This is a genomic window from Shouchella tritolerans (assembly GCF_025770735.1).
Taxonomy (GTDB): domain Bacteria; phylum Bacillota; class Bacilli; order Bacillales; family Bacillaceae_D; genus Shouchella; species Shouchella tritolerans.
Window position 1 is genome coordinate 471,947 of the sequence record NZ_JAODPB010000002.1, and the last position, 17,588, is coordinate 489,534.

Genomic DNA, 17,588 nt, shown 5'->3' on the forward strand with positions numbered 1-17,588 from the left:
GCTCGACTTGCTTTTTGTTATTTTTGGAGGTTGTTCAGCAAAGGGGCAACGGAGGCAAGCATTTTAGTTTTTGTTTTGCGCAAATGTATAACCTTTCCAGTAAATGGGGACACTAGCAAATAGTTTTTTTATGATGACGGCCTAGTGGAGGGAAAAACATGAAAAGAAAATGGAACGTATGGATGCTCTTGTTTGTTTTGTTGTTTGCATGCACTGGTGAAGCAGCGTTTGCCAAAGAAAAGGAAATGCCTCAGTTAGCTGAAAATGCCGCGTCCGCGATATTAATTGAACGGGATACAGGCGAAGTATTGTTTGAAAAAGATAGCGACAACATGCTTCCTCCAGCTAGCATGACGAAAATCATGACCATGCTGCTTATTATGGAAGCGATTGAAGAAGGCACGATTAAGTACGAGGATATGGTGACCGTTAGCGAGAATGCCGCATCCATGGGCGGATCGCAAGTCTTTTTAGAACCTGGAGAAGAAATGAGTGTTGATGACTTATTGAAAGCCATTGCCATAGCTTCTGGGAATGATGCAGCGGTAGCGATGGCTGAACATATTGGCGGCACCGAGCAGGAGTTTGTAAAAATGATGAATGCGAAAGCAGCCGAGCTTGGTTTGGAAAATACACAGTTCCAAAATCCGAATGGCTTGCCTGAAGCAGATCATTACTCTTCTGCTCATGATTTAGCCGTTATGGCGAAAGAACTGCTTAAATACGAAAACATCACTTCTTATACAGGGATATACGAAGATTATTTACGCAAAGGTACCGATAAGGAGTTCTGGCTAGTAAACACGAATAAGCTCGTCAAGTTCTACCCTGGCGTCGACGGTTTGAAAACTGGGTTTACACAAGAAGCGAAGTATGGGTTGACGGCAACAGCAGAGAAGAACGGGATGCGAGTCATTGCCGTCGTTATGGGGGCGGAAACGCCGAAAGAGCGAAATGCTTCCATAACGAATATGCTTGACTATTCATATAGCCAATATTCAACGAAGCGGTTGCATGAGCGAGGAGACCTTATTGGGGAAGTCCCGGTTATAAAAGGTAAGGACAGGCATGTACAAGCAATCACGCCTGAGCCTGTTTCATTGCTGTTGAAAAAAGGCACGAAGCTTGATGAGATTGAGACGGCGATCGAGCTTTTTGAAAACGTGGAAGCACCTGTCTCAAAAGGGGATACAGTTGGCCAGCTTATTATTGTAAAAGATGGCGAAACACTCTCAAGAACGGACCTTGTGGCAGCAGAAGATGTAGAAAACGCTTCGTGGTGGACGCTATTTAAACGGATGCTGTCATCATTTGCTGGAAAATAGCTAATCGCAAAGGAAAAGCAAACTTCGCCACTAGTTTTGTCATGTACAAGGAATCTGTCATTTTGCAGGCGAATGAATTACTAGCAAAACGACGGAGGTGCAGTTTGTGAACTTAAAAATCGGATTGGAGCAAAAGGAGCATGTGTTGTTGGTTCGGCTTGAAGGGGAACTGGACCATCATTCTGCCAAAGAATTGCGCAGCCAAATAGAAGCGCGGCTAGAAAACATCCAGCATATTGTGCTGAATTTGGCTGAGCTGTCTTTTATGGACAGTTCCGGGCTTGGCGTGATACTGGGGAGGTATAAACAAATTAAGGCAAATGGCGGCGAAATGGTCGTATGCGCGATTTCGCCAACGATCGAGCGGCTGTTTGAGATGTCCGGCCTTTTTAAAATTATCCGTTTGGAAGAAAGCGAACGATTCGCATTGCAAAAACTGGGGGTGGCATAAAGTGGCCAATAAAATGAATGTAGCGTTTTCGGCTTTAAGTGAAAATGAATCTTTTGCCCGAGTGACAGTCAGTGCCTTTATTGCCCAACTTGATCCGACGATGGAGGAATTAACGGAAATTAAGACGATTGTATCAGAGGCGGTCACCAATGCGATTATCCATGGATACGAGAATGATCCGAATGGGCAAGTCTATATTACAGCTGAACTGAAGGACCGTGAACTCGAACTCATTATCCGCGATGAAGGGGTAGGCATTTCAGACTTAGATGAAGCAAGACAACCGCTCTACACCTCGAAACCAGAACTCGAGCGCTCTGGAATGGGATTCACGATTATGGAAAATTTTTGCCAAGAGATGAAGGTAATTTCCGAACCAATGATCGGCACAACCGTTTATTTGAAAAAACAGCTGGCCACGACGAAAGCAATGTGCAGATAAGGGGTCTTGCTTATGAGTGCAGAGGTGAAAAACGGCGGCAAAAAAAAGCCACTATCCGATAAACAAGTAAAAGAGCTTATTGCAAAAAGCCAGGAAGGTGACACAGAAGCACGGGATTCGATCGTCAACCATAACACACGTCTCGTCTGGTCTGTTGTTCAGCGTTTTTTGAATCGCGGTTATGAAGCAGACGACCTTTTTCAAATTGGCTGCATTGGTTTAATAAAGTCCGTCGATAAATTTGACCTTTCCTACGATGTGAAGTTCTCCACGTATGCTGTTCCAATGATTATCGGTGAAATCCAACGGTTTCTGCGGGACGATGGTACGGTGAAAGTCAGTCGGTCTATTAAAGAATTAAGCAATAAAATTCGCAAAGCAAAGGACGAACTGACGAAAACGTTGCGCCGGGCACCAACCATTAATGAGATCGCTGAGCATTTAGGCGTGACGCCTGAAGAAATCGTATTTGCCGGAGACGCCAACCGGAGCTTGTCTTCAATCCATGAAACGGTCTATGAAAATGACGGCGATCCAATTACACTTCTAGATCAAATTGCCGACCACTCACAAGTCAAGTGGTTTGACAAGATCGCTTTAAAAGAAGCCATTTGCGACCTTGGCGAAAGGGAGCGGCTGATTGTGTATTTGCGTTATTATAAGGATCAAACACAATCAGAAGTGGCTGAACGCTTAGGCATTTCGCAAGTGCAAGTTTCTCGGCTTGAGAAAAAAATATTGGAACAAATGAAAGAAACAATGTCAGACGCCACTTAAAAAAGCAAGCTCAAAGGTTTAGGAGCTTGCTTTCTTTTTTGTCTAGGGGCATATGTAGAGGAATGTGTAAGTACTATACAGACAATCCAGGTGGCAAGCTTTGGACAGTAAGAATAAGGCCTGAGGAAAAATGCTTGAGGAAGACCCACCTGAGGAAGCAGAGCGAAGATGTTACCGCAAGTATACCGTTGCCGAAAATCATTGTCAACAATAAATGTTGCGAATAGTTAATTTTATGTAAAGTCATGTCACATGTTTTCACGATTGGAAAGCATGTGGCTTTTTTTGTTTCTGCGCATGAATAGGTTGATTCGATACATACTAACAGGAGAGCGAATGAAGGAGCCATCCATTGTGAATGCGAATAAACAAGAAGAATACAAAGAGAATATTGTCTTGTATAAACCGAAAAGCCGCTATCTAAAACATGGGTCTCTGGCTTTTTTTTCAGGTGGGCTCATTTGTGTAATCGGTCAACTGATTTTCCGAGGGTATCATGCTTTGTTCCAATTATCCGATGAAACGGCAACGAGCTATATGCTTATCACCTTGATTGCCATTGCCGTTTTAGCAACAGGTATGGGCTTTTATCGCAAAGGAGCACAACTGTTTGGCGCAGGGCTACTTGTCCCGATTACAGGGTTCGCCAATGCCATGGCTGCTACTGCCCTTGAACATCGGACAGAAGGGTTGTTAACGGGAGTAGGCTCCAATTTATTTCGGCTGATTGGCCCGGTGCTTGTTTTTGGCATCAGTACTGCCTACCTTGTCAGTTTTTCCAGACTGTTGATCCGCATGATTTTACACTAGAAAAGAGGGAAACTATGGGCCTTTCACATCGGACAATTACATTCTCAAATCCAGTGTATATCCAATCGAGCGGTACGGCAGTCGGCCCAAAAGAAGGAGCAGGGCCACTGGCTGGCTCTTTTGATTACCGATACACGGATAGTTATTGTAATGAAAAAAGTTGGGAAATGGCAGAACGTGCATTGATGAAACAAGCGATTAAACAATGTTTAACTAAAAACCATTTATCGATAGACTCTGTTGATTTGTTTGTTGCCGGAGATTTAAGCAACCAGACGACCGCTTCTAGTTTTGTCGCCCGTGACTTGCAATTGCCATACATCGGTACATATTCAGCATGCGCCACTTCTGTAGAAACGCTAATCATTAGCGGCGTATGGGTATCTAGCGGGTTAGCTGATTTGGTGCTCGCAGCGGCAAGCAGTCATTACGGCGCTTGCGAAAAGCAATTTCGCTATCCAACTGAATTTGCGGTCCAAAAACCAGGGACTGCTCAGACAACTGTAACTGGAGCAGGTGCCGTTCTATTGGGGAAGAAACGGACGCAAATTCAATTAACAGAAGCAACGATTGGCCGTGTCCAAGACCTAGGCATCACCGATCCAATGAGTTTAGGGGCAGCAATGGCACCAGCTGCAGCTGAGGTGACAATCGGTCATTTGCATAAAACGAATCAGCAAGTAAGTGACTTTGATTTAATTGTGACAGGTGATTTAGCGATATCTGGAAGTGAAATTTACCGTAAGCTTTTGCGAGAGCAAGGCATTTATATAACCGGGCGTTATGAGGACTGCGGCGTCATGATGTACCACTCTAAGCAACAAGCACTAGCCGGGGGAAGTGGCGCAGGTTGTTCCGCATCCGTTGTATACGGGCATATTTACCATCGCCTTCTCGCCGGAGAACTAAAACGTGTTCTTGTCGTTGCCACTGGGGCGCTTCTAAGTTCGATGACCGTTTTGCAAAAGCAATCGATACCGGCAATTGCCCATGCAATTGTCCTTGAAAGGAGGAACTAGCAAATGGAGTTTTTATGGGCGTTTCTAGTCGGTGGAGCGATTTGTTTAATCGGTCAGGTTTTACTCGATGCAGCAAAGCTGACCCCTATTCAAATGCTCGTCGTTATGGTGATAGTGGGAATTGTCCTTGATGGCTTTCATTTGTACGAGCATTTGGTTGAGCTTGCTGGAGCAGGCGCTACCGTGCCTTTAACAGGATTTGGTTATTCACTTGTTCATGGTGCGATGGAAGAAGGGGCAAGGGGGCTGTTTAAGATCACGGACGGAGTGTTTGAAATCGCCTCAACAACGATTGTTTTTTCGATCTTGTTTAGCGTTGCAGCTGCCTTGTTTTTCAAGCCTAGGGGTTCGACAGGATGAAGAGGAAAGTAATTTTTGTGACAGACGGCGATTTAGCAGCTAAAAAAGTACTTGAGTTCCTTTCGGCAGAGCTTGGTTGCCGCTGCATTAGCGCTTCATCTGGCAATCCCTCCACGTTAACTGGCGAACAGCTTGCTACGTTAATCTTGTCTGCTCCTGACGTACCAATTTTAGTCATGTTTGATGATTGTGGCTGGCGTGATAACGGCCCTGGAGAAGAAGCGATGCGCTATCTTGCGGGCCACGACCAGATTGAGATCATCGGGGCGGTAGCAGTGGCTTCAAAAACACATGCAAAAGAGTGGGCCCATATCGATGTCTCTGTTGACCGAACAGGCGAACTGACTGGGTACGGAGTCGACAAAGAAGGGGTGCCTGACCTGGAAATCGGGCGAATTTATGGCGATACCGTTTCTATTCTTGATGAACTGCAAATTCCCTATATAGTCGGCATCGGCGATATTGGCAAGATGGCTCGCTTTGATGATGTCAAGCGCGGGGCACCTGTGACGAGGCAAGCGCTAGAAATGATTTTAGAAAGGAGTGGATACCGTGAAGTCCCCGATGAAACCGATGAACTTTAGCCATGACTTTTCCGAGAATGAAGCGATTTTAAAGGAAAGACTTGGTCTTGACCAATCCTTTGATGTTGGCGTTCGCAAGCTGAAAATTTTTAATAGAGAGGTCGGCATTTATTATTTGACAGGTCTTGTCGACAATTTATATATCATTGAAATTTTACGCGAGCTCATGGAAGTTGAAGGCAGGTTGCGCCGTGTTGAACAACCGTTTGTAACGATTAAAAATCATTTGGCCCATATCCAAGTGGAAGAAACGGAATCAATGGACCGCGCCATTACTCAAGTGCTGTCAGGGCTGATCTTCGTTATTGTAGACGGGGAGGCGAAAGCGCTTGTTGCCGACGTCCGTTCCTATCCAGGAAGGGGTCCTGAAGAGCCAGATACAGAGCGTGTTGTTCGTGGTGCACGAGATGGCTATACAGAAAATATTATCTTTAACACAGGGTTGACCAGGCGCCGCATTCGTGATGAGCGGCTTCGGCAAGAAATCATGCAAGTCGGCGTCCGCTCTAAAACCGATATTTGCCTTTGTTATATAGATGGCATTGTCGATCCAGGCTTTATAAAAATCATTAAAAAAGAATTAAGAGCGATCAACATCGACGGCTTGACAATGGCAGACAAAGTCGTCGAAGAATACATTGTCAAACAAGGGCTTAACCCTTTCCCTTTAGTGCGCTATACCGAACGGCCCGATGTAGCCGCTACCCATATTTTAGAAGGGCATGTCGTCATCATTGTCGACACCTCGCCGTCTGTTGTCATAACGCCAGCGACGATTTTTCACCACGTTCAGCATGCGGAAGAATACAGGCAGGCTCCAGCAGTGGGGACGTTCCTCCGCTGGATGCGTCTAGTTGGCATTTTGTTTTCACTTTTAATTGTACCGTTTTGGTTGCTTCTCGCCATCAATCAAGAAATGGTACCCCCCGCTCTTGATTTTATCGGCGTAAACGAAAATAAAAACATTCCGATTGCACTGCAAGTTATTTTTGCCGAAGCCGGCATTGAATTGTTGCGAATGGCTGCTATTCATACCCCTTCGCCATTAGCGACTGCATTAGGGCTAGTCGCCGCCTTGCTGATTGGCGAAATAGCGATTGAAGTCGGCTATTTTACGGCAGAAGTTATTCTTTATGTTTCCCTTGGCGCAATTGGCATGTTTGCCACTCCAAGCTATGAGCTCGGTGTAGCGCTTAGGATAGCACGCTACGGCTTAATTTTATCAGTCATCTTTTTTGACGGAATGGGCTTAGTGGTCGCAATGACATTGCTGTTTTTTTCACTTGTGCGACTTGCCCCTTTGCAGCGCCCTTACTTATGGCCATTTTTGCCTTTTGACCCGCCTGCATTATACCAAGTGTTGTGCAGGGCTTCAGTGCCATCGCTCAGGTGGAGGCCAAGTATTGTCCATCCACAAGATAAAATTAGGCAAACGCCAACAAGCGAGTAGCCAAACGAACGTGGATTTGATACACTAGTGGAAAAACGCGAAAAAGCAGCTTAGCCTTTTTGGCTGAAGTTGCTTTTTTTAAAGGGATACAAGGGAGTGGAGCCATGTATTTACACGGGACAATGACAATTAACAAAGCTGGCCATTTGGAAATTGGCGGCGTCGATACAGTGGATTTAGCAAAAAAATACGATACGCCCTTGTTTGTTTATGATACTGCTCTCATAAAAGAACGAGCCCGCGCTTTTAAACAAGCATTTGAGGCAGAAGGGGTTTCCTATCAAGTTGCCTACGCGAGCAAAGCTTTTAGCTGCATTGCCATGTACCAACTAGCCGCCTCGCTAGATTTAAGCATTGACGTTGTTTCAGGTGGCGAGCTGTTTACCGCCCTAAAAGCAGGGGTCGAGCCAGGGCGGATCCATTTCCACGGCAACAATAAAAGCCGAGAAGAATTAGAAATGGCCATTAAAGCGGGAATCGGCTGTATCGTCGCGGACAATTTTTATGAGCTAGAATTGCTTGAGGAACTCGCCGCAAACAGGGAGCAAACGGTTTCGATTTTGCTCCGTTTAACTCCAGGAGTTGAAGCCCATACCCATGAATTTATCGCAACAGGGCAAGAAGACTCAAAGTTTGGATTTGACATTGCTAGCGGGCAGGCGGACAAGGCGGCGCGGATTGCCGAAAGCAGCAAATTCATTGATTTGCTTGGCGTCCATAGCCATATCGGTTCGCAAATTTTTGAAACAGAAGGCTTTGTGCTTGCGATTGAAAAAGTTTTTAACCAGCTTCAAAGGTGGCAAGAGGAATTCGACTTTGTACCGCGTGTGCTCAATTTCGGTGGTGGCTTTGGCATTCGTTATGTAGAAGGAGACAAGCCACTAGTGCCTGAAGCGTACATTGAAGAAATTGTAAAGGAAACAAAAAAACACGCTGACCGTTTAGGTTTGGCGATCCCAGAAATTTGGATTGAGCCTGGGCGTTCTCTTGTCGGGGATGCAGCCACAACACTATATACAATTGGTTCAACGAAAGACATTCCCAATGTCCGGCGTTATCTATCTGTAGATGGGGGAATGAGTGATAACTTGCGCCCAGCTTTATATGATGCTAAATACGAAGGATTGCTTGCCAACCGCGCCCACGACAAAGCAGAAGAAACGTTTTCTGTAGCAGGGAAATGTTGTGAAAGCGGCGATATGCTTGTCTGGGATATGCCTCTGCCAGAGGTGAAGCATGGCGACGTCCTAGCGATGTTTTGTACCGGGGCGTACGGCTACTCAATGGCAAATAATTACAACCGCATTCCACGCCCGGCTGTTGTGTTTGCAGAAGACGGGGCAGATCAACTAGTGATTCAACGGGAGAGTTATGAAGATTTAACCAAGCTCGATCTTGCTTATCAAGCGAATGTAAAAGAAACAAGTGACGTTTGAGAATTACTGAAGATTTGTGTACAATGGAACAAGCGCTTGCCGCTACTTCATAGTTGAGAGTGAGGTTTTTTGGATGAAAAAAGGAAGCATTGAATTTGAAAACGGTGAAAAGATTGTCATCGAATTTTATGAGGACGCTGCGCCTGGTACCGTAGAAAATTTCGAAACACTGGCCAATAAAGGGTTTTATAATGGTCTTACGTTCCACCGTGTCATCCCTGGATTTGTTGCCCAAGGGGGAGATCCAAATGGAAATGGCACAGGTGGTCCAGGCTATACGATAAAATGCGAGACAGAAGGCAACCCACATAAACATGTTCCAGGGGCGCTTTCAATGGCACACGCCGGTCGAGACACAGGTGGCAGCCAATTCTTTATCGTCCATGAGCCTCAACCCCATCTTGATGGTGTCCACACGGTGTTCGGGCAAGTCGTTGAAGGACTAGACAGTGTGTACCGCATCAAACAAGGCGATGTGATGTTAGAAGTGAAAGTTTGGGAAGAATAAGTGTACAGCAGTAAGCCCTGTCGTGATGACAGGGCTTGAGGTTGTCGACAAAGTCGATAACCGCCCTCAGACTGATAGAAAACGCTTGTCAGACGAGGAGTGCAGGCGAGGGAAGAAGCGAATAGAACGTGGGTTCATGAGCTTATGAGTGAGGCAAACGACAACGTATGCGAGCGTTTGTCTACAGTCTGAAGCCCTGTCGTGATGACAGGGCTTTTTCTATGCAACAAAAAAATAAACAAACGTAGAATATAAATCATTTGACGCATCGGTTCTATTAGTACAGACGCCCACACGATTCATAAACATGTGATTGATCGAAACCATTGGTAACCCTAGCTAACACCACGGGGGATTGTTTTACAAGCTGAGGGGCATGATACATAATGCGGAGGTTAGAACATGAAGAAAATTGCCGGCACCATAGCGGTTTTTATTATTACTTACGCGCTTTTTTCAGCCGCCGATTACCTGTTTCCAGTTGATCAAGAATGGTACCATTCACTGAACAAGCCGGAATGGACGCCAAGTGGATCTACGATCGGAGTCATTTGGGCTATCCTGTTTGTCCTAATATCCCTTTCAGCTGCTATTGTGTATGCAGTCTTTAGATTTAAAGGTGCGAAAAGCTACTGGTTTGCGCTTTTGATTAATTATGTGATTAATCAAGCATTCAGCTATTTTCAGTTTACACAAAAGAACTTGCTGGCCGCATCGATTGACTCCTTGTTTGTAGCCCTCACAGCACTGGTATTAATGATAGTAGCCAAAAAATATAGCAAAGTGGCAAGCTACCTTCTTTTGCCTTATGTTTTATGGAGTGTATTTGCGACCATCTTATCCTTTACAACCTATTCAATGAATCTGTAACCGTGTAGTCACCGCATCTAATTGGATGTGTTTTTATGAGGAGATGGCGGTAGTGCCCCTTGTAAAAACGTTAAAAACGCTTTTACTTGTGGAAGGGACCGATGGCTTTCTGGGCAATGCAACCAAGTGCTGCGCATCTGTTCCTTGCCGTTTACGTCCAATGGCATTCGTATATAGTCGTTTCCGTTTAAGTCGCGGACGGCAACCTCTGGAAGAATGGCGGCGCCAATGCCGTTTGCCATTAATTGCTTGCATGTTTCAATTTGGTCAACGTTGATCGTTTGTAAGGGCGAGCGGGTCGCCTCAGCAAACAGCCATTCTTCAATGAGCGATTGAAAGGCATCATCGCTTTGAAAAGAAATGAACACAGTTGGTTTCTCTGTATCGACGCGGCGGACATAGTAGAGCTGTTCAGAAAATAGCAGCGTGAGCCCTTCTTTATCGTCGACATCGCCGCGAATAATCGAAAGATGCGTATGATGCCTGTTTTGATAAATAGCAGAACTAAGGCCCGTATGCAAATCAATTTTGACATCGGGGTAAGCGTTCACGTAGGCACGCAATGGCTTTGGCAATACGTATTGGGCAATGACGGATGAGACTCCTAGTGAAAGCGTGCCACGGATGGTTCCTGTCAACTTGCTAAGGCGGTCTTGTAGTTGTTTTTCCTCCTGAACACGGCGTTTGGCAAAGGCAATCACTTCTTCCCCTACTGGTGTTGGAATAAGTGATTTGTGGGTGCGGATAAACAGCGGCTCCCCAAAGCGTTGTTCGATTTGCTTAAGGCGTTGGCTGAGAGCGGGCTGGGAGATATATAACTTGCGTGATGCACCGCGAATGGTCCCCTCATCGCTTAGCGTTGCAATCAATAAGTCCTCTTCTAGTCGCATCCAACCATCTCTTTTCTAAGCAATGGGTATCATTGCTTTTTTCATTAGTTTACAAAAATAGGCGTTTTGCAGCAACAAATGAAGTGTGTAAGGCCATGAATGAAGGATACAAATAACAAGAAGTGTTGGTTGTATAAATGAAAAAACTGCTGGCAAAATCAGCACAGATCGACCGTGCTAGGGCGATTGGGCAAGAGATATTTATAAGCCCTTTTTAATATAGTGCTGTCCGCTTCCTGAAAGAAAATAGGCCATTAACGTCAAGGGGGGACGGAAGAGGCGTTGGCATAGTGGACAAAAATACCAGTTGGTAGAAGCGAGGTTGTCTCCAGAATCGCTGAAAAAACAAATGATTATTGCCGAGTGAATTTGGAGTATGTTACATTTAAGTAGACGGATGAACACATCGAAGTCGTATACGGCAGCTGGAGGTGAGTTTCGTCGAATTATGTAAGCGCTTTATTTAATTAGACTTATCGTTTTACTCGGAAAAAGAAAAAGGAGGGATCGCATGCAAGTTGAACAAACGTATCATCCAGGTTTGGACGGAGTGATTGCGGCAGAAACCGATTTATCTTTTCTCGACACGGAACAAGGACAAATCATTATCCACGGTTACGACTTGATTCAATTATCAAAAACAAATGGCTATTTGGATATTGTCCACTTATTGTTAAAGGGTGAATTGCCGTCGGAACAAGAACGGCTAGTATTAGCAGAGCGTTTAAGCGGTTCGTATGACTTGCCTGAAGCCATTTTGGACGTTTTAAAACGGTTGCCAGCATCGACACACCCAATGGATGCACTGCGGACGGGCGTTTCTGTGCTAGGAGGTTTTGATACACGGCTAGATGACCGCGGCGAGGAGGCAAACCGTGAACGGGCCTATGAACTGCTGGCGAAGCTGCCAGCGATTGTGGCTAACAGCTACCGCATCCTTGAGAAGAAACAAGTTTTAACGCCAAAAGATTCCCTTTCCTATAGCGCCAATTTCTTATACATGATCACAGGGAATGTGCCGAGTGAATTAGAAGAGCGTGTATTCGACCAATCGCTGTTGCTTTATTCTGAGCATGAAATGCCTAACTCCACTTTTGCAGCGCGAGTCATCGCCTCTACACTTTCAGATATGTATGGCGCTCTCACAGGGGCAGTCGCTTCTTTAAAAGGGCATTTGCATGGCGGCGCCAATGAGGCAGTTATGTATATGCTCCTTGATGCAAACTCGCCTGAAGAGTTTGAAACGCTTCTGTCGAATAAGTTAAAGAAAAAAGAGAAAATAATGGGATTTGGCCATCGAGTTTATATGAAAAAAATCGACCCACGCGCTCTCATTATGAAAGAGGCGCTTGCTGAACTTTCACAAGCTGCTGGAGATGACAGGCTCCTGCGAATGTGTGAGGCAGGAGAGGCTCTTATGGCAAAAGAGAAGGGACTTTATCCGAATCTGGACTATTATGCAGCCCCAGTATACTGGATGTTAGGCATCCCAATCAGCTTGTATACCCCAATTTTCTTTTCGTCCCGGACAGCCGGGCTAAGTGCCCATGTAATCGAGCAACATCGAAACAATAAGCTATTTAGGCCGCGGGTTAAGTATACGGGGCCGCGTTATACATCTGTACAGAAATGAAGGGACAACGGAGGTTTTTTGCATGGAATTGAAAACGGATACAAGAAAAACAGACTTGCTCTTAGAGGAAATTGCCGAGTATGTGCTAAAAAAGGACATTACAAGCGAGGAGGCGCTGGAAACGGCAGCACACGTTCTTATTGATACGATTGGCTGCGGCATTCTCGCCCTCCGCTATCCAGAATGCGTCAAAATGCTCGGACCGGTTGTGCCAGGGACGATTGTTCCAAATGGCGTTAAAGTTCCTGGCACACCGCATGTCCTAGACCCGGTTCGAGGCGCTTTTAATATTGGCACGATGATACGGTGGCTCGATTACAACGATACGTGGCTTGCGGCCGAGTGGGGGCACCCATCGGATAACCTTGGCGGCATCTTAGCGACAGCCGACTATATAAGCAGAAAAAACATAGCGGAAGGCAAAGCACCTCTAACAATCCAAGATGTGTTAATCGCGATGGTGAAAGCCCATGAAATCCAAGGCGTGCTTGCGCTGGAAAATAGCTTTAACCGAGTTGGCCTTGACCATGTGCTCCTCGTAAAAGTAGCGACTACGGCTGTTGTAGCCGGGATGCTTGGTGGTACAAAAGAGGAAGTCGTAAACGCCGTCTCCCATGCGTGGATTGACAATTCCTCATTGCGCACATACCGCCACGCTCCGAACACAGGCTCGCGGAAATCATGGGCGGCAGGGGACGCAACAAGCCGAGGCGTCTTTTTGGCAATGACAGCCTTAACTGGCGAGATGGGCTATAAAACAGCGCTGTCTGCTCCAGGATGGGGTTTCCAAGATGTGCTTTTTGGTAAGAAGGAAGTCGTGCTTGCCCGTAAGCTCGATTCGTATGTCATGGAAAACGTGTTATTTAAAGTGTCTTATCCAGCTGAATTCCATGCGCAAACGGCAGCCGAAGCGGCAGTAACGTTACATGAGTCGGTCCGCGACCGTTTGGATGAGATCGACCGTATTGACATCCAGACCCATGAATCGGCGATCCGCATTATTGACAAAAAAGGGCCGCTTTACAATCCTGCTGATCGGGATCATTGTTTGCAATATATTACAGCAATTGGCCTGTTAAAAGGTGCAATTGTAGCAGATGACTATGAAGATGAGATGGCCCAAAATCCACGCGTGGACCAACTTCGCGATTTGATGGTTGTCACGGAAAACAAGCAGTTTTCAATAGACTACTTAGATCCAGAAAAACGGTCCATTGCCAATGCTGTGCAAGTCTTTTTTAAGGACGGTACAAAAACGGACCAAGTAACAATCGAATATCCACTCGGCCATCGTTTCCGCCGCGAAGAAGCCGTTCCTGCTATCCAGGCAAAATTCGCAGCAAATATCGCTAGTCATTACCCGCAAAAGCAAGAAAAAGCAATCCTTGAGGCATGTACAAACAAAGACTTAGGCAACATGTCAGTGCCGGCTTTTACAGACTTGTTTGCCTTATAGAAGGAAAGGAGGGATTGCAATGCCTTGGATTGTAGACGAACCACGCTCACAACATGAACTGGCAACGTCTTTTTACAAACAGATGACAGAAAAAGGAATTTTGCAAATTCCAGGGGCACATGATGCGATGGCTGGTTTAATCGCAAAACAAACGGGCTTTACAAGCCTTTATTTGTCAGGAGCTGCCTATACGGCGAGCTTAGGTTTGCCTGATCTTGGGATTGTTCACTCAAACGAAGTCGCCGCCCGAGCACGGGAAATTGTCCGGGCTACAAACCTGCCGCTTTTAGTCGATATCGATACTGGATTTGGCGGCGTGATGAACGTTGCACGAACAGGGGTAGAAATGGTTGAGGCTGGCGTTGCGGCTGTACAGATGGAAGACCAAGATTTGCCGAAAAAATGTGGCCATTTGAACGGAAAAAAACTGATTCAGGCAGAAGAGATGGCGCAAAAAATTGCTGCTTTGAAACAAGCAGCTCCGTCGCTTGTCATCATTGCCCGCACCGATGCAAGGGGCGTGGAAGGGCTTCAGTCAGCAATTGACCGCGCCAAGCTTTATCTCGATGCCGGCGCCGATGGTATTTTCCCAGAAGCGTTGCAAGGCGAAGGAGAGTTCCGTGCCTTTGCCGAAGCAGTCGAAGCGCCTTTGCTTGCTAATATGACTGAGTTTGGCAAAACGCCTTATTACAAAGCAGAGGAATTTGAACAGATGGGTTTTGCGATGGTCATTTATCCAGTCACATCGCTCCGTGTAGCTGCCAAAGCATATGAACGCGTGTTTACTGATATTATGGAGAATGGCACACAAAAAGCGAGTTTGGCTGACATGCAAAAGCGCAGCGAATTATACAAAGCCATTTCGTACGAAGAATTCGAAGCGTTGGATGCGTCTGTCGCAAAAACGGTATTAACAAGCGACCAGTAAAACCGAGAAAACGCTTTTCAGATGAATGTAGTAAGGGAAGATGCGAGTAAAATGCGTGTCATGAGAAACGGTTTTTAAATATATGAAAACGACGACATATGCGAGCGTTTGTGTGTAGTCTGAGAGCCTGCTTGACAGGCTCTTGAGGTTATCGCTAAAGTCGACAAAATCACCAGAGGGGGAGATGTCGTGAAAGTCGGGTTCATCGGTTTAGGCAATATGGGCATGCCAATGTCGAAAAATTTGCTTGAGTCTGGATATGAAGTAGTTGGTTATGACATCAATGAAGCTTCTCTTTTAGCGTTTGAACAGGCAGGGGGAAAGCGGGCCCATGATTTGACAGACATCGTGCTGGCAAGTGAGCTCATCTTTACAAGCCTCCCTTCTTCTGAAGCGGTCGAAAATGTGTATTTAGGAGAAGAGGGCGTATTCGCTTCTGCCCCTTCGAGCATTCTCTTTGTCGACACAAGCACTGTCGCTCCAGAGCTTGAAGTGCGGATTGGGCAAGCGGCAGAAGAAAAAGGATTATCGTTTTTGGCCGCTCCAGTTAGTGGCGGCGTCGTTGGAGCGGAAAACCGAACCTTGACGTTCATGGTTGGCGGTCCAAAAAAACTGCTTGAGACAGTATCTGATCACCTGATGAAACTAGGAAGCAATGTCTTTCATATTAGTGAAAGCTATGACAGCGGCACCAATGCAAAGTTGATCAATAATTTGCTGATTGGCTTTTACACAGCCGGTGTTGCAGAAGCATTGGCGCTTGCCGAAAAGAGCGGCTTAAATTTGGATTTTCTGTTTAACGTCCTAAATGTTAGTTATGGCCAAAGCCGCATTTATGAGCGAAATTATAAATCGTTTATGGCAACAGGCAATTATGAACCTGGATTTGCCTTAAAGCTGCTTAATAAAGATTTGCGTTTTGCGATGGATCTTGCGAAAGAGCGCGGCATTAAATTGCCGATTAGTGAAGCTTTAGTTGAACTGTATGCAGACGCTGAGCAAGCAGGGCTTGGAGAGAAGGACATGGCCGTGCTGTTTGAACGGATTGGGGAACAGACGATTTCCTTTAAAGCGGAAGGAGTGGCTAAACGATGACCACAACGAAAGTGAAAACGGTGAAAAACTGGATTGACGGTGCTTGGGTGGAAGCAACTACGGCTGAAACGGAAGTCGTGCCAAACCCAGCAACAGGGGAAACCATTGCTTACGTGCCCCTTTCAGGCGAACGCGATGTTGAGCAGGCGGTGGCGAGCGCAAAACGGGCCTATGAAACATGGAAAACGGTTCCTGTTCCCGAGCGTACTCGGTACATGTTTGCGTATTTGGAGCGGCTAAAGGAAAATAGGGAGCAATTGGCGCAGTTGATAACGCTTGAAAACGGCAAGACGATCAAAGATGCTAGAGGGGAAGTCCAGCGTGGCATTGAGTGTGTCGAGCTGGCTACGTCGACACCGACAATGATGATGGGCGACGCTCTTCCCGATATTGCTAGCGGGATTGACGGTTCGATTTGGCGCTATCCTTTAGGTGTTGTTGCTGGCATTACGCCGTTTAACTTTCCAATGATGGTACCGTTATGGATGTTTCCACTTGCGATTGCAGCAGGGAATACATTTGTTCTTAAAACCTCTGAACGGACGCCGCTTTTAGCTGAACGGCTTGTCACACTTATGCATGAAGTCGGTTTGCCAAGCGGTGTATTGAATTTAGTGAATGGCGGCAAAGCAGTGGTTAATGGCTTGTTAAACCACTCGGACGTTGAAGCGATTTCGTTTGTCGGCTCTGAGCCTGTTGCTCGCTATGTATATGAAACAGGTACAGCAAATGGCAAGCGAGTTCAGGCCCTTGCAGGCGCAAAAAACCACGCTGTTGTTTTAGCCGATTGTGAACTGGATAAGACGATCCAAGGGGTCATTGGTGCAGCGTTTGCATCGAGTGGCGAACGGTGCATGGCTTGTTCCGTCGTCGCCGTCGTTGAGGAAGTAGCGGATGCGTTTATCGAAAAACTAACGGCAGAGACGAAGAAATTGACAGTCGGCAACGGCAAAAACGATGAACATTTTGTCGGCCCGCTCATTCGCCAAAGCCATAAAGACAAAGTTGTTAAATACATTGAACAAGGAGTAGAACAAGGAGCAGAGCTGTTGGTTGATGGCCGCAACGCAACGAGCGAGGAAGCCGGCTATTACCTTGGCGCAACCTTATTCGACCACGTGACACCCGATATGACAATCTGGCAAGAAGAGTTGTTTGCACCAGTGCTCAGCATAGTCCGTGTTCGAGATTTAGAAGAGGCAATTGCTTTAACGAACCGATCTCGCTTTGCTAACGGGGCGGTTATTTACACATCTAGCGGCAAGGCAGCGCAACACTTTCGAAATGCGATTGATGCCGGGATGGTTGGCATCAATGTGAATGTGCCCGCTCCAATGGCGTTCTTTTCATTTGCTGGCAATAAAGCATCGTTTTTTGGCGACCTTGGCACAAATGGACGTGACGGCATCCAATTTTACACAAGGAAAAAAGTCGTTACTGAACGCTGGTTTAATTAGTTAAGGGAACCTGGTTATCGCTTAAAAAAGCATTTAGAAATGGAATTTGCATAACTACTTTTAGAGCCACCCGCATATAGCAGGTGGCTCAGACTGT

General features: G+C 46.1%; 18 protein-coding genes. 17 read left to right on the forward strand and 1 reads right to left on the reverse strand.

What is annotated here, in order from left to right; all coding sequences use genetic code 11:
• Positions 1-158: 158 nt before the first annotated feature.
• From N6H06_RS08750 to N6H06_RS08805, 12 genes are all read left to right on the forward strand, one after another.
• On the forward strand, positions 159-1,325 hold the full coding sequence (locus tag N6H06_RS08750) for a D-alanyl-D-alanine carboxypeptidase family protein (protein ID WP_212953427.1): 1,167 nt from the start codon (positions 159-161) through the stop codon (positions 1,323-1,325).
• A gap of 106 nt (positions 1,326-1,431) precedes the next feature.
• Positions 1,432-1,776, forward strand: coding sequence for an anti-sigma F factor antagonist (gene spoIIAA, locus N6H06_RS08755; RefSeq protein ID WP_011246636.1), 345 nt, complete (start codon positions 1,432-1,434; stop codon positions 1,774-1,776).
• Position 1,777: 1 nt separating this feature from the next.
• Positions 1,778-2,218: an anti-sigma F factor gene (gene spoIIAB, locus N6H06_RS08760; RefSeq protein WP_062747132.1), complete on the forward strand. Its 441-nt coding sequence runs from the start codon at positions 1,778-1,780 to the stop codon at positions 2,216-2,218.
• 12 nt (positions 2,219-2,230) lie between these two features.
• Positions 2,231-2,995: an RNA polymerase sporulation sigma factor SigF gene (sigF, locus tag N6H06_RS08765; RefSeq protein WP_011246638.1), complete on the forward strand. Its 765-nt coding sequence runs from the start codon at positions 2,231-2,233 to the stop codon at positions 2,993-2,995.
• Positions 2,996-3,331: 336 nt separating this feature from the next.
• Positions 3,332-3,805 (forward strand): stage V sporulation protein AC, encoded by a 474-nt coding sequence (gene spoVAC / locus N6H06_RS08770; protein ID WP_011246639.1) that lies wholly within the window; start codon positions 3,332-3,334, stop codon positions 3,803-3,805.
• A 14-nt stretch (positions 3,806-3,819) separates the two neighbouring features.
• Entirely contained in the window at positions 3,820-4,824 is a 1,005-nt protein-coding gene (gene spoVAD, locus N6H06_RS08775; RefSeq protein ID WP_062747130.1) for a stage V sporulation protein AD, read from the forward strand.
• Positions 4,825-4,827: 3 nt separating this feature from the next.
• A complete protein-coding gene (spoVAE, locus tag N6H06_RS08780; protein WP_062747129.1) occupies positions 4,828-5,184 on the forward strand; it encodes a stage V sporulation protein AE in 357 nt (118 codons plus the stop codon).
• Positions 5,181-5,768: a stage V sporulation protein AE gene (locus N6H06_RS08785; protein WP_062747127.1), complete on the forward strand. Its 588-nt coding sequence runs from the start codon at positions 5,181-5,183 to the stop codon at positions 5,766-5,768. Before spoVAE ends, N6H06_RS08785 begins: the two co-directional genes overlap by 4 nt.
• On the forward strand, positions 5,749-7,218 hold the full coding sequence (locus N6H06_RS08790; RefSeq protein WP_062747905.1) for a spore germination protein: 1,470 nt from the start codon (positions 5,749-5,751) through the stop codon (positions 7,216-7,218). Before N6H06_RS08785 ends, N6H06_RS08790 begins: the two co-directional genes overlap by 20 nt.
• Positions 7,219-7,322: 104 nt before the next feature.
• Positions 7,323-8,654, forward strand: coding sequence for a diaminopimelate decarboxylase (lysA, locus tag N6H06_RS08795; protein ID WP_062747125.1), 1,332 nt, complete (start codon positions 7,323-7,325; stop codon positions 8,652-8,654).
• A gap of 73 nt (positions 8,655-8,727) precedes the next feature.
• Positions 8,728-9,162, forward strand: coding sequence for a peptidylprolyl isomerase (locus N6H06_RS08800; protein WP_011246645.1), 435 nt, complete (start codon positions 8,728-8,730; stop codon positions 9,160-9,162).
• Between the two features lie 402 nt (positions 9,163-9,564).
• Positions 9,565-10,032, forward strand: coding sequence for a TspO/MBR family protein (locus tag N6H06_RS08805; protein WP_062747122.1), 468 nt, complete (start codon positions 9,565-9,567; stop codon positions 10,030-10,032).
• A gap of 17 nt (positions 10,033-10,049) precedes the next feature.
• Here N6H06_RS08805 and N6H06_RS08810 read toward each other — a convergent pair whose 3' ends face one another.
• Complete coding sequence (locus N6H06_RS08810; RefSeq protein WP_062747121.1) at positions 10,050-10,922, reverse strand: LysR family transcriptional regulator; 873 nt, start codon at positions 10,920-10,922, stop codon at positions 10,050-10,052.
• Between the two features lie 511 nt (positions 10,923-11,433).
• Between N6H06_RS08810 and mmgD the strand changes: the two genes are divergently transcribed.
• The 5 genes from mmgD (at position 11,434) to N6H06_RS08835 (ending at position 17,491) form a co-directional block, all read left to right on the forward strand.
• Positions 11,434-12,555 carry a citrate synthase gene (mmgD, locus tag N6H06_RS08815; protein WP_062747119.1) on the forward strand — a complete coding sequence of 374 codons (1,122 nt, stop codon included), beginning with the start codon at positions 11,434-11,436 and terminating at the stop codon, positions 12,553-12,555.
• Positions 12,556-12,577: 22 nt separating this feature from the next.
• Positions 12,578-14,011 (forward strand): bifunctional 2-methylcitrate dehydratase/aconitate hydratase, encoded by a 1,434-nt coding sequence (locus N6H06_RS08820; RefSeq protein WP_062747117.1) that lies wholly within the window; start codon positions 12,578-12,580, stop codon positions 14,009-14,011.
• Positions 14,012-14,030: 19 nt separating this feature from the next.
• Positions 14,031-14,939, forward strand: coding sequence for a methylisocitrate lyase (gene prpB / locus N6H06_RS08825; RefSeq protein WP_062747116.1), 909 nt, complete (start codon positions 14,031-14,033; stop codon positions 14,937-14,939).
• Positions 14,940-15,128: 189 nt separating this feature from the next.
• Positions 15,129-16,034, forward strand: a complete 906-nt coding sequence (locus N6H06_RS08830; RefSeq protein ID WP_404830338.1) for an NAD(P)-dependent oxidoreductase — start codon at positions 15,129-15,131, stop codon at positions 16,032-16,034.
• Entirely contained in the window at positions 16,031-17,491 is a 1,461-nt protein-coding gene (locus N6H06_RS08835) for a CoA-acylating methylmalonate-semialdehyde dehydrogenase (RefSeq protein WP_212953431.1), read from the forward strand. Before N6H06_RS08830 ends, N6H06_RS08835 begins: the two co-directional genes overlap by 4 nt.
• The last annotated feature ends 97 nt before the right edge of the window (positions 17,492-17,588 follow it).

Excerpts from the sequence above, each read along its gene's own strand:
- N6H06_RS08750 (WP_212953427.1), top strand. The coding sequence starts at position 159 with ATGAAAAGAAAATGGAACGTATGGATGCTCTTGTTTGTTTTGTTGTTT.
- sigF (WP_011246638.1), top strand. The coding sequence starts at position 2,231 with ATGAGTGCAGAGGTGAAAAACGGCGGCAAAAAAAAGCCACTATCCGAT.
- spoVAC (WP_011246639.1), top strand. The coding sequence starts at position 3,332 with ATGAAGGAGCCATCCATTGTGAATGCGAATAAACAAGAAGAATACAAA.
- spoVAD (WP_062747130.1), top strand. The coding sequence starts at position 3,820 with ATGGGCCTTTCACATCGGACAATTACATTCTCAAATCCAGTGTATATC.
- spoVAE (WP_062747129.1), top strand. The coding sequence starts at position 4,828 with ATGGAGTTTTTATGGGCGTTTCTAGTCGGTGGAGCGATTTGTTTAATC.
- N6H06_RS08785 (WP_062747127.1), top strand. The coding sequence starts at position 5,181 with ATGAAGAGGAAAGTAATTTTTGTGACAGACGGCGATTTAGCAGCTAAA.
- N6H06_RS08790 (WP_062747905.1), top strand. The coding sequence starts at position 5,749 with ATGAAACCGATGAACTTTAGCCATGACTTTTCCGAGAATGAAGCGATT.
- lysA (WP_062747125.1), top strand. The coding sequence starts at position 7,323 with ATGTATTTACACGGGACAATGACAATTAACAAAGCTGGCCATTTGGAA.
- N6H06_RS08800 (WP_011246645.1), top strand. The coding sequence starts at position 8,728 with ATGAAAAAAGGAAGCATTGAATTTGAAAACGGTGAAAAGATTGTCATC.
- N6H06_RS08805 (WP_062747122.1), top strand. The coding sequence starts at position 9,565 with ATGAAGAAAATTGCCGGCACCATAGCGGTTTTTATTATTACTTACGCG.
- N6H06_RS08810 (WP_062747121.1), bottom strand. The coding sequence starts at position 10,922 with ATGCGACTAGAAGAGGACTTATTGATTGCAACGCTAAGCGATGAGGGG.
- mmgD (WP_062747119.1), top strand. The coding sequence starts at position 11,434 with ATGCAAGTTGAACAAACGTATCATCCAGGTTTGGACGGAGTGATTGCG.
- N6H06_RS08820 (WP_062747117.1), top strand. The coding sequence starts at position 12,578 with ATGGAATTGAAAACGGATACAAGAAAAACAGACTTGCTCTTAGAGGAA.
- prpB (WP_062747116.1), top strand. The coding sequence starts at position 14,031 with ATGCCTTGGATTGTAGACGAACCACGCTCACAACATGAACTGGCAACG.
- N6H06_RS08835 (WP_212953431.1), top strand. The coding sequence starts at position 16,031 with ATGACCACAACGAAAGTGAAAACGGTGAAAAACTGGATTGACGGTGCT.